Source organism: Bradyrhizobium sp. C9, from assembly GCF_002532045.1.
In the GTDB taxonomy this organism is placed as follows: Bacteria; Pseudomonadota; Alphaproteobacteria; order Rhizobiales; family Xanthobacteraceae; genus Bradyrhizobium.
This window is the reverse complement of record NZ_NWTG01000005.1, coordinates 290,694-304,793: the sequence shown is the minus strand read 5'-3', so window position 1 is coordinate 304,793 and position 14,100 is coordinate 290,694. Positions and strand designations below refer to the sequence as shown.

11 protein-coding genes are annotated in these 14,100 nt (G+C 62.1%); 2 read left to right on the top strand and 9 right to left on the bottom strand.

The genetic code is table 11. From position 1 onward, the window contains the following. Positions 1–24 precede the first annotated feature (24 nt). From CO675_RS14300 to CO675_RS14270, 7 genes are all read right to left on the bottom strand, one after another. Positions 25–1,197 carry an ABC transporter substrate-binding protein gene (locus CO675_RS14300; protein ID WP_097672675.1) on the bottom strand — a complete coding sequence of 391 codons (1,173 nt, stop codon included), beginning with the start codon at positions 1,195–1,197 and terminating at the stop codon, positions 25–27. 119 nt (positions 1,198–1,316) lie between these two features. Then, positions 1,317–2,036, bottom strand: coding sequence for an enoyl-CoA hydratase/isomerase family protein (locus CO675_RS14295; RefSeq protein WP_245452753.1), 720 nt, complete (start codon positions 2,034–2,036; stop codon positions 1,317–1,319). A gap of 78 nt (positions 2,037–2,114) precedes the next feature. After that, positions 2,115–4,115, bottom strand: coding sequence for an acetyl/propionyl/methylcrotonyl-CoA carboxylase subunit alpha (locus CO675_RS14290; RefSeq protein WP_097672535.1), 2,001 nt, complete (start codon positions 4,113–4,115; stop codon positions 2,115–2,117). A 16-nt stretch (positions 4,116–4,131) separates the two neighbouring features. Beyond that, a complete protein-coding gene (locus CO675_RS14285) occupies positions 4,132–5,739 on the bottom strand; it encodes a carboxyl transferase domain-containing protein (RefSeq protein ID WP_097672534.1) in 1,608 nt (535 codons plus the stop codon). A gap of 166 nt (positions 5,740–5,905) precedes the next feature. Next, complete coding sequence (locus CO675_RS14280) at positions 5,906–6,322, bottom strand: Zn-ribbon domain-containing OB-fold protein (RefSeq protein ID WP_097672533.1); 417 nt, start codon at positions 6,320–6,322, stop codon at positions 5,906–5,908. After that, on the bottom strand, positions 6,322–7,503 hold the full coding sequence (locus CO675_RS14275) for a thiolase C-terminal domain-containing protein (RefSeq protein WP_097672532.1): 1,182 nt from the start codon (positions 7,501–7,503) through the stop codon (positions 6,322–6,324). The genes CO675_RS14280 and CO675_RS14275 overlap by 1 nt, the downstream gene beginning before the upstream one ends. After that, positions 7,500–9,041 (bottom strand): class I adenylate-forming enzyme family protein, encoded by a 1,542-nt coding sequence (locus CO675_RS14270; RefSeq protein WP_097672531.1) that lies wholly within the window; start codon positions 9,039–9,041, stop codon positions 7,500–7,502. The genes CO675_RS14275 and CO675_RS14270 overlap by 4 nt, the downstream gene beginning before the upstream one ends. A gap of 132 nt (positions 9,042–9,173) precedes the next feature. Between CO675_RS14270 and CO675_RS14265 the strand changes: the two genes are divergently transcribed. Continuing rightward, positions 9,174–9,983: an enoyl-CoA hydratase/isomerase family protein gene (locus tag CO675_RS14265; RefSeq protein WP_097672530.1), complete on the top strand. Its 810-nt coding sequence runs from the start codon at positions 9,174–9,176 to the stop codon at positions 9,981–9,983. A gap of 100 nt (positions 9,984–10,083) precedes the next feature. On the opposite strand, the gene CO675_RS14260 is transcribed toward CO675_RS14265, so the two are convergent. Continuing rightward, entirely contained in the window at positions 10,084–12,030 is a 1,947-nt protein-coding gene (locus CO675_RS14260; RefSeq protein WP_097672674.1) for an AMP-binding protein, read from the bottom strand. A 69-nt stretch (positions 12,031–12,099) separates the two neighbouring features. Here CO675_RS14260 and CO675_RS14255 point away from each other — a divergent pair, with 69 nt between their 5' ends. After that, positions 12,100–12,912: an enoyl-CoA hydratase/isomerase family protein gene (locus tag CO675_RS14255; protein ID WP_097672529.1), complete on the top strand. Its 813-nt coding sequence runs from the start codon at positions 12,100–12,102 to the stop codon at positions 12,910–12,912. 7 nt (positions 12,913–12,919) lie between these two features. Here the strand turns inward: CO675_RS14255 and CO675_RS14250 are convergent, their stop codons facing one another. Then, on the bottom strand, positions 12,920–13,678 hold the full coding sequence (locus CO675_RS14250; protein WP_158231241.1) for a TetR/AcrR family transcriptional regulator: 759 nt from the start codon (positions 13,676–13,678) through the stop codon (positions 12,920–12,922). Positions 13,679–14,100: the final 422 nt, after the last annotated feature.

Genomic DNA, 14,100 nt, shown 5'->3' with positions numbered 1-14,100 from the left:
CTCTTTTGCCCCGATCAGGTCGTTTCACTTCTTGAGAAGCGCGCACTTCGATTCGCTGACCGGCCGATAGGCGTCCTCACCCCGGATCGTTTTGACGATCTCGAGATAGTCCCACGGCTCCTTCGAGTCTGACGGCTTCTTCACGCGCGCCAGGTACATGTCACGGATCACCCGCCCGTCCTCGCGCAGCTTGCCGCCATGTACGAAGGTGTCCTCGACCGGAAGTTCGCGCATCTTGGCCATGACCGCGGCAGGATCATCGGTACCGGCGGCCTTGATTGCCTTGAGATAGTGCAGCACAGAGCCATAGACGCCGGTGTGGATCATGGTCGGCATGACGTTGGTCCGTGCGAAGAACCTCTTTGACCAGGCGCGGGTCTTGTCATCCATGTTCCAGTAGGAGGCCGTCGTCATGTAGGTGCCTTGAGCGGCCTGCAGGCCGACAGCGTGCACGTCGGTATCGAACATCAGCAGGCCAACGAGCTTCTGGCCGGCCTGTACCAGGCCAAATTCACCGGATTGCTTGATGGCATTGTCCGTATCCTGGCCCGCATTGGCAAATGCCACGACATCCGCTTTGGAGTTCTGCGCCTGCAGCACAAACGACGAGAAGTCGGCCGTGTTGGTCGGATGCCGTACGCTGCCGAGCACCTTGCCGTCCAGCTCCTTGATGAAGCGCGTTGCGTCTTTCTCAAGTTGCTGTCCGAAGGCGTAGTCGGCGGTGACGAAGAACCAGGACTTGCCGCCCTCCTTGATGACCGCTGACGCGGTCACCTTGGATAGCGCGTAGGTATCATAGGAAAAATGTACGGTGTTTGGGCTGCACAGCTCGTCGGTTAGGGAGCTCGCCCCCGGGCCGGAGAGCAGCGCAATCTTGTTGCGCTCCCGCACCATGTTGTGAACGGCGATCGCAATTCCCGAGTTAGGAATGTCGGCGACCGCGTCGACCTTGCCGTTGTCGAACCAGTCGCGCACGATCTGCAGGCCGACGTCGGTCTTCATCTGGTGGTCGGCGCTGACGATTTCGATCGGCTTTCCGAGCACTGTCGGGCCAAACTCCTCAACGGCCATTTTCGCCGCCTCGACGGAGCCGGGGCCGCTGTTGTCGCGTCCCCAGCTTGAAAGGTCCGTCAGCACACCAATCCGGACCACATCATTCGAGATTTGGGCGGAGGCGGTCGACGCTGTCGCAACCATGATGGCGAAAGTCAGGAAAGTCCTCTTCACGTGTGCTCCCTCATTATCTTCTTATGGAAAGTGGAATGTCGGTCGCGCGGACAGGATGTCTGCGCGCCGATTGTTGCGTGGTATTGCAGCTACCGTTCATCGAAGCGTGGCTCACGCTTTTCCAGGAATGCGTTGATGCCTTCGTGGGCATCGGCGTGCGTGAGCAGGAACGGAAACCCGTCGATTGCGTGGCGCATCTCGTCGCCACCGAGACCGCGATTGTAGAAGGACTTGGCCATCTGCACGGCAAGGCGTGGCTGCGAGGCGATGCGTTCCGCGAACGCGACTGCGTCGGAGAGAAGGCGTTCGTCAGCGACGACGCGGGATACGAGTCCGAGGCGGCTGGCTTCCGCGGCGTTGACGGGGTCGCCGAGCATGCTCATCTCCTTGGCTTTCGCACGCCCAACAATGTCCTGGAGGCGCACGATCGCGAAGCCGGGCAGCAACCCCAGCTTGATCTCGGGTACGGCAAAGCGGGCACTCTCGGCCGCCAGGATGAAGTCGGATGCGATGGCAAGCTCGAATCCGCCGCCATAGGCAATCCCGTTCACGGCGGCGATCACCGGCTTGAGTGCTCGCTCCGGAGCGCTCAGGACCTTCATGGCGTCGATGAAGAAGGCGCGCGCTTTCTCCGGATCGAAATCGAAGGTGCCGATATCGGCGCCGGCGCAGAATGCCTTGCTGCCGGCACCGGTGATGATGCTGACACGGACCTCATCGTCCTCGTCGGCCCGTTGCAGGCCTTCACAGATGCCGGCGCGAACGCCTGGTGTCAGGGCGTTCAGCTTGTTCGGTTCGTCGAGCGTCAAGATCGCGATCTTGCCCCAGACGTCGTAGTTCACGCTTCCAAATCGCAACATATGCTGTCCTGATAGTTCATAAGGCGGCTACTGCGGGATGGGTTCGGGCTCGACGATGGCGACGACGGCGTTTCGCTCGACGGTATCGCCCGGTTTGAAGTGGACTGCGGTCACCACACCGTCCACCTCGCTGGCAATACGCAATTCCATCTTCATGGATTCCATGACGACGGTCGGATCGCCTGCCTTCACGCGGCTGCCGACCGTGACGTTGATCTTCAGCACCACACCGGTCATCGGGGCGCGTAGCTCGCCGCTGATCTCAGCGCTGGCGCTGATGTGTCGGAGGTAGGGGATCGCGGTCATTGTATGGGCGCCGCGCGGATCGTGCACGAAGATCGCATCGTCCTTCTGTGCGATCCGCATGATCTCGCAGCGCGAGTTGACCGCGGCGGCGAACATGTCATCGGCAAGCTGCGAAAGCTGCACCCGAACCCTGGCATCGTCGACGCCGATCAGCATCGAGCCGTCTGGTCGCAAGGATGCAAAGCGGATCTCCGCGCTGTCACCTGTGGCCTCGAGATGAAGAATGGGGATCGGTGACAAGCCGTCATCGGCTGCCGTCATCTGCCAGCCGGTCAGACTGCTGGATTGCCAGGGATTGTCGGAATCGGTTGCGCGCTGGCGCATCATCCAGAAATACGCGCCGACCGCCAATGCTTCCGGGTCAATATCTTCCGCGGCGGTCACAAGCGCATCGATCCTCTCATCGATCAGGCGGGTATGAAACGTCGCGGCCCGGGTCGCGGGCAGAGCGATCAGCCGGCGGAGAAAGTCCCGGTTGGTGATGACGCCGAAGATCGAGGTCTCGCCGAGTGCGCGATCAAGCTGGTCGAGCGCCTGATCGCGGCTGGTGGCGTGGGCAATCAGCTTGGCGAGCATCGAGTCGTAATAGGGCGTAACGGTCGACCCGCTTTCGACGCCGGTCTCGACGCGAATGCCGCCGGACGGGAACCTGACGTGGGCGAGTTCTCCGGTGGACGGCATGAAGCTGTCGTTCGGATCTTCGGCACAGATGCGCGCCTCCACCGCGTGGCCCTGGCACGCCACTTCGTCCTGTCTCACGGGCAGTCCTTCGCCGGCGGCGATGCGGAGCATGGCCTCGACGATGTCGATGCCAGTGACCATTTCGGTGACGGGATGCTCGACCTGGAGCCGGGGATTGACCTCCAGAAAGTAGTAGTCGGTGCCGCTGACGATGAATTCGACCGTGCCGACACCACGATATCCGAGCCTGCGTCCGAGCCGGACGGCGTCGTCGAGGATGCGTTGGCGAAGGGAAGTAGCAAGGTTGGCAGCTGGCGCTTCCTCGATCAGCTTCTGGTGGCGGCGCTGCAGCGTGCATTCACGCTCGAACAGATGGATCACGTTGCCGTCGCCGTCCCCCGCGATCTGGACCTCGATGTGCCGGCCCTGCAGGATCAATTTCTCGACGATCAGTCCTGCGTCGCCGAAGGCATTTCTGGCCTCTCGCATCGCAGACTCGATTTCGTCGCCAAGCCGGTCGTAGGTCGAGATCGCCCGCATTCCCTTGCCGCCGCCACCGGCCGCGGCCTTGAGCATGACAGGCAGTTCGAGCCGGCGGACGATGCGTTCGATTTCGAGGCGATCCTCGCTCGGAGCTTCGCTGCCGGGTACCGTGGGGACGCCGGCGGCGGCGGCTTCGCGTTTCGCGGACGCCTTGTCGCCAAAACGCTCGATGGTTTCCGGCGTCGGTCCGATGAAGACCAGACCGGCCGCTTCGACCGCGCGGGCAAAGGCGGTGTTCTCGGCCAAAAACCCGAACCCTGGGTGGACCGCTTCCGCGCCCGTGGCTTTCGCGGCGGCGATGACGGCATCGATCCGCAGATAGCTTTCCGAGGCCGCCGCGCCGCCGATCTCGATGGATTCACCAATGGCCTTGACGTGCAGGGCGTCGGCATCTGCGGTGGAGTGCACGGTTGACGCCGCAATGCCAAGGCGTTGGCAGGTGCGGGCGATGCGGCAGGCGATTTCGCCTCGATTGGCAATCAGAACTTTCCTGAACATTGCGGATCCCCTGCGTCTACATCCGGAACACGCCGAAATCGGTGCGCTGGCGCGGAACGCGCCCGGCGAGGTCGAGCAACAGCGCCATCACATTGCGGGTTTCGAGCGGATCGATCACCATGTCGCACCAGGTGTTGCGGGCAAAGTTGTAGGCATTGGCGAAATCCTCGAATGTTCTCCGTGTCGGAGCCATGTAGGCCTCGCGCTCGCCCTCCTTCCAGGTCGTGCCCTCGCGCTTGTGCACCTCGTCGCGAACCATCGCGAGCGTCGTCGCTGCTTGGTCGGGTCCCATGATGGCGGAACGGGCATTTGGCCACATCATCATGGCATTTGGCCGGAACGCCCGGCCGCACATGGCGAGGTAGCCCGCGCCGTAGGCATTGCCCATGATCAGCGTGTATTTCGGGACATTGGCGCTCGCCATGGCCGTGATCATCTTCGCACCATTCTTGGTGATGCCGCCTTCCTCGGCTTCACGGCCAACCATGAAGCCCGTGACATCGGCCATGAACAGCAGGGGAATGTCGCGCTTGCAGCACAGTTCGATGAAGTGCGTGGCTTTCAGCGCACTTTCGGAGAACAGCACGCCATTGTTGCACAGGATGCCGATTTCGAAGCCCATGATCCGCGCGAAGCCGGTCACAAGCGTATCGCCATAGAGCGGCTTGAACTCATGGAATTCGCTGCCGTCGACGAGACGCGCGAGGACATCGCGATTGTTGGTGGGAATGCGCGGATCCGAACTGATCAGGCCGTAGATTTCGTTGGGGTCGAATTGCGGCTCGCGTACCGGAGCGACGGTCCGGCTTTGCCGGGGAATTTCACCGAGACTGGCGACGATCTCGCGCGTGATGGCAATTGCATGGGCGTCGTTCTCGGCGAGATGGTCGGTGACGCCGCTCACTCGACTATGCATCTCGCCGCCGCCGAGTGCCTCGATGCCGACCTCCTCGCGGGTCGCCGCATAAACCAGCTGCGGTCCGCCGAGAAACATGGCGCCCTGGTTTCGGATGATCACGGTCTCATCGCTCAAGGCGGGGATGTAAGCTCCGCCCGCGGTAGAAGGACCGTGCACCACTGCAATCTGCGGGATGCCTTCGGCTGACATTCTGACCTGGTTGTAAAAGATCGAGCCAAACTGGCCATCGTCAGGGAAGATATTGGGCTGGTCGGGCAGGTTGGCGCCGCCGGATTGAACCAGGGTCACGCAGGGCAGGCGGTGCTGCCAGGCGAAGCGTTGGGCGCGCACATGCTTCTTGCAGGTGATACCGTAGTAGGTGCCGCCCTTTACGGTGGGCTCGTTGGCGATGATCATGCAGGGACGATCGGAGATCATTCCGACCCCGGTAATGATGCTGCCGCCGGGCGGCACGCCTTCGTACAGGCCTTCGCCGGCCAGTTGACAGAATTCGAGGAACGGGGATCCGGGATCGATCAGCGCCGCGATCCGCTCGCGCGGCAATAGCTGATCGCGTTCCTTGTGAAGCTTGCGCGCCCGCTCCGGGCCGCCGAGCGTAGCCGCAGCCCGGCGCCGCCTGAGGTCCGCCACGCGTTCAGCATAGGCGCTGCGGTTACGGGCATATTCCGCGGTCGAGGTGACGATGTCCGATTTCATGATTGCCATTGCTGGTGGTCCTGGCGGCTGCGCGACAAGCCCATCGGTGGCTTGCCGCTGGTGTAGATCGACCGGCGGGTTCGGGATGCGAGGGCCGCAAAATAGTGGCTTCCGCAAATTCTAACAGTTGTTAGAATCGATCGCGCGCGGATGCAAGCAGAACTCATGCGGGTCCTCAGGCTTTCCGGAAGCGCGGCAGAGTTATGTCGTCGGAGACCTGGTCGAATGCGAGCTCGACCTCCATGTCGAAGGTGACGTCCTCCGGATCGCTCCCGGTCAGGGTGCTGATCATGCGCGGCCCTTCCGCGAGTTCGACCAGCAACACGGCGTAGGGGACATCCTCTTTGAATGCGGGGCCCGGAGCCCGGTAGACCACGCTGAAGGAATGCACCTTGCCGCGGCCGGTTGCCGGTCGATGCTCGAGATCGTCGCTGCCGCATTCGCGACATGTGGCTTGCTGGTAATACTGCACGTTACGGCATCGGCGGCAGTGCTGCAGCAGGAGTTTGCCGTGTCGCAAGCCATGCCAGAATGTGACCGTATCGGCATCCGGCGCGGGCAGGGGCTTTCGGACTGAATCCTCGGATGCCATCACAACGTTCCCTCCGTGCCGAGGACGGTCGTGGCGTTGGTGGCAAATCCCGCGCCGAGGCTGTGCACCAGCCCAAGCGCCGCGTTTTCGACCTGCCGCTCGCCGCATTGACCGCGGAGCTGCGCGATCACCTCATGGAAGTGGAATAGGGCGCCCGGCATTCCGGAATGTGCGAATGACAGCAAGCCGCCATGGGTGTTGGAAGGTATTTGGCCGCCGTAGCTCATCTGTCCGTCGGCGACGAACGGACCGCCTTCACCCTTCCGGCAGAAGCCGAGGTCCTCAAGCATCATGACCACGGTGCCTGTGAAGCAATCGTAGATTCCGGCGACATCCATATCGCTCGGCTGGTAGCCGGCCATTGCATACGCCCTCCGGCTGGATTCCACGGCACCGGTCGTGGTCAGGGATGGCATCAGGAAGATGTGCTCGTGGGTGTAGCATTCGCCGCAACCGAGGACGTAAATCGGACTGCTGATCCCGAGGGCCTTTGCATGTTCGGCCGACGTGAGGACAAATGCCGCGCCGCCGTCCGAGATCAGCGAGCAGTCGAGCTTGTGATAGGGCGTGGTGACCATCGGCGAATTCAGCACGTCCGCTGTGGTGATCGGTGTCGACTGCTGCGCGCCGGGAGTTCGCGCCGCGTGACGGCTGTGCACGACGGCGACCTCCGCCAGCTGCTCGGGCGTGGTGCCGAACTCCCTCATATGCCGGTGTGCGGTCATTGCGAAGGTGTTGGCAACCGGAATGCCAAAGGGCATCTCATATTGCTGATCCCGGCTTTCCGTGAGCGAACGCAGCGCCAAGTCTGGCGTCAGCCCCGTCATGAGACTATCGGCTGCGACCAGCAGCACCACGTTGGCGAGGCCGCCGTGAATGGCGGCCGCACCAATGCTGAACATCGTCGCCGCCGTGGCGCCGGACACCTGCAATGTGTTCGAGAAGGTCGGACGGATTCCAAAGTACTCGCTGAAGGCAACGCTGAAGCGATGGAACGGGGAGGCGAAGGCATGGCTCGAGAGAACACCGTCCACCTCGCTCTTGGCGACGCCGGCATCCGCAAGTGCGTTTGCTGCGGCCTCCGCCGCAAGCGAGAGCGGACTGCGGCCTGGCACCTTGCCGACCGCCGACAATCCGATACCGATGACGGCAACTTTTCCTCTGAGACTGGTATCGCTCATGTGGAAGCCTTCAAGCGGCGCTCGAGTTCGTGGCGCTGAACCTTGCCGCTCGTCGAGCGCGGGAATTCACCAAAGGAAATGAAGCGGAATTCGCGCGGCCGCTTGTAGCTCGCCAGCTCCCGGCGGCACAGCTCGGTGAGCTCAGCCTCTGTCATGCCGGTCCCTTCGCGGCACGCGACAAAGGCGACGGGCGCTTCTCCCCACCTTGGGTCAGCGGCGCGGACGACTGCGACTTCCGCGATGCGGTCGTCGCCGAGCAGGACACGCTCGATTTCGGCGGGATAGATATTCTCGCCGCCCGACTTGATCAGGTATTTGGCGCGGTCGACGAAATCGAGCGATCCGTCGGCGTTGCGTCTGAACACGTCGCCCATGTGAAACCAGCCGCCGCGGAAGTCGCGCGCGTTGGTCTCGTCCGCGCGCCAATAGCCGGAGAAGAGTGTCGGGCTGCGAATGGCCAACTCGCCGGGCTCGCCGGCCGCGACCTCATTGTCGGAGGTATCAACCAGCTTGATCTGACAGAACGCATTTTGCCGCTTGGACAGGCTGGCCGGTACATCGCCTGGCGCAATCAGCGCCCGCGTCGCTGGCGGCAGGCCGGTCTCAGTCGAACCGAAGCTGTTGAGATAGGGGGCGCCGAGCAACTGAGTGACCTCGGCAATGGCGTGCGGGGCGACCAGGTCCGCCATGGCTCCGCACACCCGAACGCCCTTCACCTTGGTGCGATGCGTTTTCAGACCATCGATAAGGGCCTCGACCATGCCCGGAATGAGGACCAGCCAGCCAATGTGATGTTGGGAGACGGCCGTCAGCATAGGTTCCAGCTGGAAGCCGTCGATCACGACCACAGTTCCGCCGCGCAGCAGGGTGGCGAGCGCGTGATCAGTCGATGCCATGTGGAACAGCGGGGCCCATGCGACGAACGTGTCGTGTGGAGCAATGCCGAGCTCGGAAGAAAACACCAGCGCCCGCATCACCATTGCGCGGTGCGAAATCACGGCACCTTTCGGCAGGCCGGTCGTTCCGCTGGTATACAGAATGACGAGCCCATCTTCCGGTTGGGCGACAGACGCGGATGCGCGCCCCTCCTGTCGCGCGAGCTCGCTTTCGTATTGAGGTCCGATTTGCAGGATCGGATTAGCCTTGGTGGCCGGCGGGAGGTTTGCAGCGAGGTCGGCCTCGACCAGGAGCAGCTTGGGCGACACCAGCTCGATGCAATAGGAGAGCTCGCGCTCCGACAGCCGCCAGTTAAGACAGGCCGTGATGATTCCGAGATTGGCGGCCGCCAGCTCGATCTCGAGATATTCCGGACGGTTGCGCGACAGCAGCCCAAGCCGGTCGCCCCGTTGCAGGCCGCGCGCGGCAAACAAGGCAGTTAACCGACGCACCCGATCCCGCAACTCGCCATAGGTCACGTGCCGGTCGCGGGATTCGATTGCAAATCTGTTCGCATGGAGCTCAGCACAGGCCTCGAACAGGGCACCGACGGTTCCGATGCCGGATCCGCCGTCTGTCTGGATACTGAATCCGGTTTCCATCAACGTTTCCTCGAGCGCTGTCTTTCGACATTCTTGTTTCGAACCAGCGCTTGCACCGGCCGACCACAAATTCTAACATCTGTTAGAAACAATTGGTAGCGCTTCTTATGCGCCAACAGCAGGAAGATCAACATGTCCTATCGATACGCGGCTTACACGAAGTTGAAGCTCGACTATCCGGCCGAACGGATCCTACGGATCACCTTCGACCGACCGGAGACTTACAACTCCGTCGACGCCGAGACCCACACGCAGCTCACTCACATCTGGAGAGACATCGACAGCGACCCCGACATCAGCGCCGTGATCGTCACGGGGGCGGGGAAGGCCTTCTCGGCCGGCGGCGATTTCGAGCTGATCAGGTCGCTGCTCGACAATCCGGCCGCGCGGATGGCGACCTGGAAAGAGGCCAAGGATCTCGTTTACAACGTCATCAACTGCAACAAGCCCATCATCTCCGCGATCAACGGCGTCGCCGTGGGAGCCGGCCTCGTCGTCGGAATTCTTGCCGACGTGTCGATCTGTGGCAAATCGGCGCGGATCGTGGACGGGCATACCAGGCTCGGTGTCGCCGCTGGCGACGTCGCCTGCATCATCTGGCCGCTGCTCTGCGGACTGGCGAAGGCCAAATACTATCTGCTCACTTGCAAGCCGCTGTCGGGTGAGGAAGCCGAGCGGATCGGCCTGGTCTCTCTGTGTGTCGAAGATGCGGAACTGCAAGGCATCGCACTGGAAACAGCGCAAGATCTCGCCGCCGGCGCACAGAGTGCGATCCGCTGGACCAAATACGCGTTGAATAACTGGCTTCGCGTCAACGGGCCGCTTTTCGATACCTCGACCGCCCTTGAAATCCTCGGCTTTGCGGGCAATGAGGCCCGCGAAGGGCTGGCCTCGCACCTCGAAAAGCGCAAGCCGGCGTTCCCCAAGGACTGCCCGATCTAGGATCGCCTGTTCCTCGTCAAGGCAACTGGCCTGTGGTTGCCTTGACGCCCTGCTTCGCGTTATGCGGCTCCGCCTGGCACGGGCTAATCCGCGTCGGTCGCTATCCCTTGAGCTTCTGGCGGATGTGGTCGATGGCCTCAGGGTTGGCGAGCGCCGATAGATCGCCGGGGTCCTTGTCTTCGAAGACAGCGCGGAGCACGCGTCGCATGATCTTCATGTTGCGTGTCTTGGGCAGGTCATCGACCAGCAACACCCTTTCCGGGCGGTACGAGGTGCCCATTCCGTGCACCAGGGCTTGGGCGAGCTGTTCCGATAGCGCGCGAGAATCTTTTGTGCCTGGGCTCGGCACGCAAGCACACACGATGGTGGAGCCTTTGACCGGATGGGGGACGCTGAAGACTGCAGCTTCCGCGACCTTGCCGGTTGCGGTCAACACGCCCTCGAGCTCCGCCGGACCGACGCGCTTGCCCGAGATCTTGAGAGTGTCGTCGGAGCGGCCAAGAATGTAATAGAGGCCGTCCTTACCGCGCATGGCAAAGTCGCCATGCACCCAGATGCCCGGAATCGTGTTCCAGTAGCTCTCGAGATAGCGCTGGTCGCCCTTCCAAAGGCTCTTGGTGAGCCCGATCGATGCATGACGCAGCACCAGCTCGCCAACCTCACCGTCGAGGACCGGGCTACCCGCCATGTCGACGATATCCGCGCCGACCCCGAGGGCCGGCCGGGAGAACGAACATGGGTTCATCGGATGGTTCGGCGTGCCGGTGAAGATGCAGCCGCCGACTTCCGTTCCGCCGGAGATATTGATGATTGGAATCTTCGACTTGCAAACGTGTTCGAAGAACCATCGCCACGGGGTCTCCGTCCAGGCCTCGCCGCCCGAGGCCGTTATCCGCAGGCTGGAGAGGTCGTACCGCTCGACCTCGTCGCCATGGCGCATCATGCCACGCACGATAGTCGGTGAAACCCCGAGATAAGTGACCTGGTGATCGGCGATCAGGCGCCAGAAGCGTCCCGTATCGGGATAGTCGGGGGTCCCCTCGGCGACGAGCAGCCTGCCGCCAACAAAGCTTGGAATGCAGGCGCACATCGCACCTACCATCCATCCCATGTCGCTGAAGAAGAAGAACAGGTCCGTTGGCTTGAAGTCACCGCAGATGATCATATCCCGCGTCACCATTGAGCCAATAAAGCTGATATGCGTCCACACGCAGCCCTTCGGCTCGCCGGTCGTTCCGGACGTGTAGAGGAGGATGGCGGGATCTTCCGCGTCCATCTCGACGGTCGGAAGGTTTGTCTCCTCTTTCGCGATCTCATCCCACCAGTGGTCACGTCCCACCTGCATGGGCGTGTCGATACCGAGCCCGCCGCGGTCGGCTACGATCACATGCTGGACGCTTGGTGCGGTCTCGAGTGCCTCGTCGAGAGCCGATTTCAGCGGAGCCGGGGCGCCCCGGCGCCAGGTGCCATTCGCGGTGATGACCGCCTTCGCTTCACCGTGGTTGAGCCGCGCCCGGATCGGATCCGGACCGAAGCCGGAGAACAACGGCATCACGATGGCCCCGATCTTCAGGATCGCAAAGAAGGCCACGAAGGTTTCGGGCAGGTTGGGCATGTAGATCGCAACGACGTCGCCCTTGCCAATTCCGAGCTTGCGCAGGCCGGAAGCGAGCCGCCCGACGGCGGATCCGAACTCGGCGTAGCTCAGTCGTCGCTGCTCGTGCCTGTCTTCACCTTCCCAGATCAGGAATGTCCTGTCCCAGACGTCGGTTCCACGGTGCTTGTCGATGCAATTGAGGACGATGTTCGTGGTCCCCCCGACGCACCAGCGCGCCCACGGTTCGCCCCGCGCAAGATCCAGGATCTTCTCGGGCCTGCGATAGAAGCGGACGTCGCAGAATTCGAACACCTCCTGCACGAGCCAGGCGGGATCAATCTCGGCTTTGGCCGCCAGCGTGTCGTAGGTCGGCTGCCCCGTGGCGCGAAGGAACGCGCTCAGGTTGCTCTTCGCCACCAGTTCCGCGGGGGGCGTCCAGAGATACGACATCTTGTTTCCTCCTGCCTCGAGAGCTGCGCCATGTTCTTGCATCTGGCGTGCGGCGATGTATTCTAACAAATGTTAGAATTCAAGGAAGAAGATATCGTGGGTGAAAAAGAGCAAGTCCGCTATTCGGTCGAAGACGGCATCGCGACCGTCAGCATCGAGCGTCCGGAACGCAAGAACGCGCTCTCGGTTGAGGCGATGAACGGCCTGACCGACGCGTGGAGCCGGGTCGAAGACGACGCCTCCGTCCGCGCGATCATCCTCACCTCAGCGGATTGCGGGGTATTCTGCGCGGGGTTGGATCTGAAGCAGGCCGCAGAGATCCGGGCGAGGGACGGGGTAGATATTCTGACGCTGATGCGTGATCCCATGCAGCATGCGATGCAGAAGGTCTCCAAGCCCATCATTGCTGCCATGACGGGATCCTTGATGGCCGGCGGGATGATGCTCGCGCTGAAGTGTGATTTGAGGATCGGGTTACGCGGCACCCGCGCGGGGATAACCGAGGTGAAGATAGGGCGGGGGTCCCCGTGGGCGGTGCCAATGCTATGGATGGTGCCGCAACCACTCCTGATGGAGATGGTTCTGACCGGCGAGACGATCCCGATCGAGCGGCTCGCTGAACATGGGTTCTTGAACTCGCTTGAGGACACGCCGAAAGCCGTACGCGAACGTGCGCTTGGACTTGCGCGAAAGATCGTCGAGGGCGCGCCATTATCGGTCAAGGCGGCCAAGGCGAGCGTGCTTGCCGCGATGGACCTGGGGCTTGCACAAGGCCTCATCGGGGCCGAGCAGTTGCACGCCGAGGTCTATGCCAGTCTGGATGCGATCGAAGGGCCGAAGGCATTCGCAGAGAAGCGCAAGCCGGTCTGGAAGGGCAGATAGATCGGAATCAGGGTTTATTGACGCCTTCGAAGATCAGCGTCTCCGTGCGACGGGCCAATTCGAGCACGGCATCCCTGTTTTCCAGCCTGAACCACTCGATCGTCCAGTTGAGAGCGCCGATCACGAACATACGCAATGGCACCACTTCCATGTCGGCGCGGATCTCGCCGGCGCGGCGGGCATCGATGAAGAGTTGGTCCCAATATTCCGCGTATGCGCGCCGCAGCGGCCGGTGCGGCTTCTTCAGTTGTTCCGGCAGTTGCCCGTAGATTCGAATGTTGGCTGAAGTGAAGTCGCTCGTCTCGAGCAGCGCGACGAGATGGGCTTCGATCGCAAGACCGATCTTGCGCCGGTGCGAAACTTTTCCGGCACGTTCGACCGAGTTCTTCACGGTCTCGAACACGTGGCGGAGGCCGCGGTCCAGCACTTCGTCGAGAATCTGCTCCTTGGAATCGAAATGGTAGTAGATGCTGCCGGCCTTGATCTTGGTCTTTGCTGCAATCTGGCGCAGGGTCGTAGCCGAAAATCCCTGGCGGCGAAACAGCTGTGCCGCTGAGTGCAGGATGAGGTCACGCGATCGCTCGGACTTGGATGTTGCAGCCGCAGAACTATTTTCGGGCTTGCCCCGTCGGCTTGCGGACGGTGCTTTCGGCCGGCGCGCTGCAGGTCTTGAGCCTGACCGGTCACCGGAATGCGAGGATGACCGCACCGCTTTCATGCTTACCGCAAGCTCCATCTCGAAATATTGGCCTGCCGGCTCGTGCAACCAATGATCGCTGTCGAAGCAGATTCCGCAGTGTATGGCAACATCTGACAGACGGATCTGTGATTGGTCATGCTCCATCGTTCGCCAACTTGCTCGGGCAGCCAGTCGGCCCCGGCTCTTTCCTGCGACGCCGCGCCTCCGCCGTCCTGTTAAAACTGGCTCGATCTGGCTGACGTCGAGTTGGAATGAGAGCTAAAGCTTTTCAATCGGTTAGAAGGTGCTTGCACGATGCGCGCCCGGGCAGATCAAAAAGAAGTCGGTTGAAGGCAAGTGCGAGCGAATACTCCGTGTCGGCCATCTTGCGAGCCCGATCGCGTCGGCGGAGGTCGTGTACGACTTGGAGAAATGCGCGGTGCGGAGATTTAACGATCTTCATTGCCGAGCGGTCCTCGGCAGCCCCGGCAAGCACGCTCGGATAAATC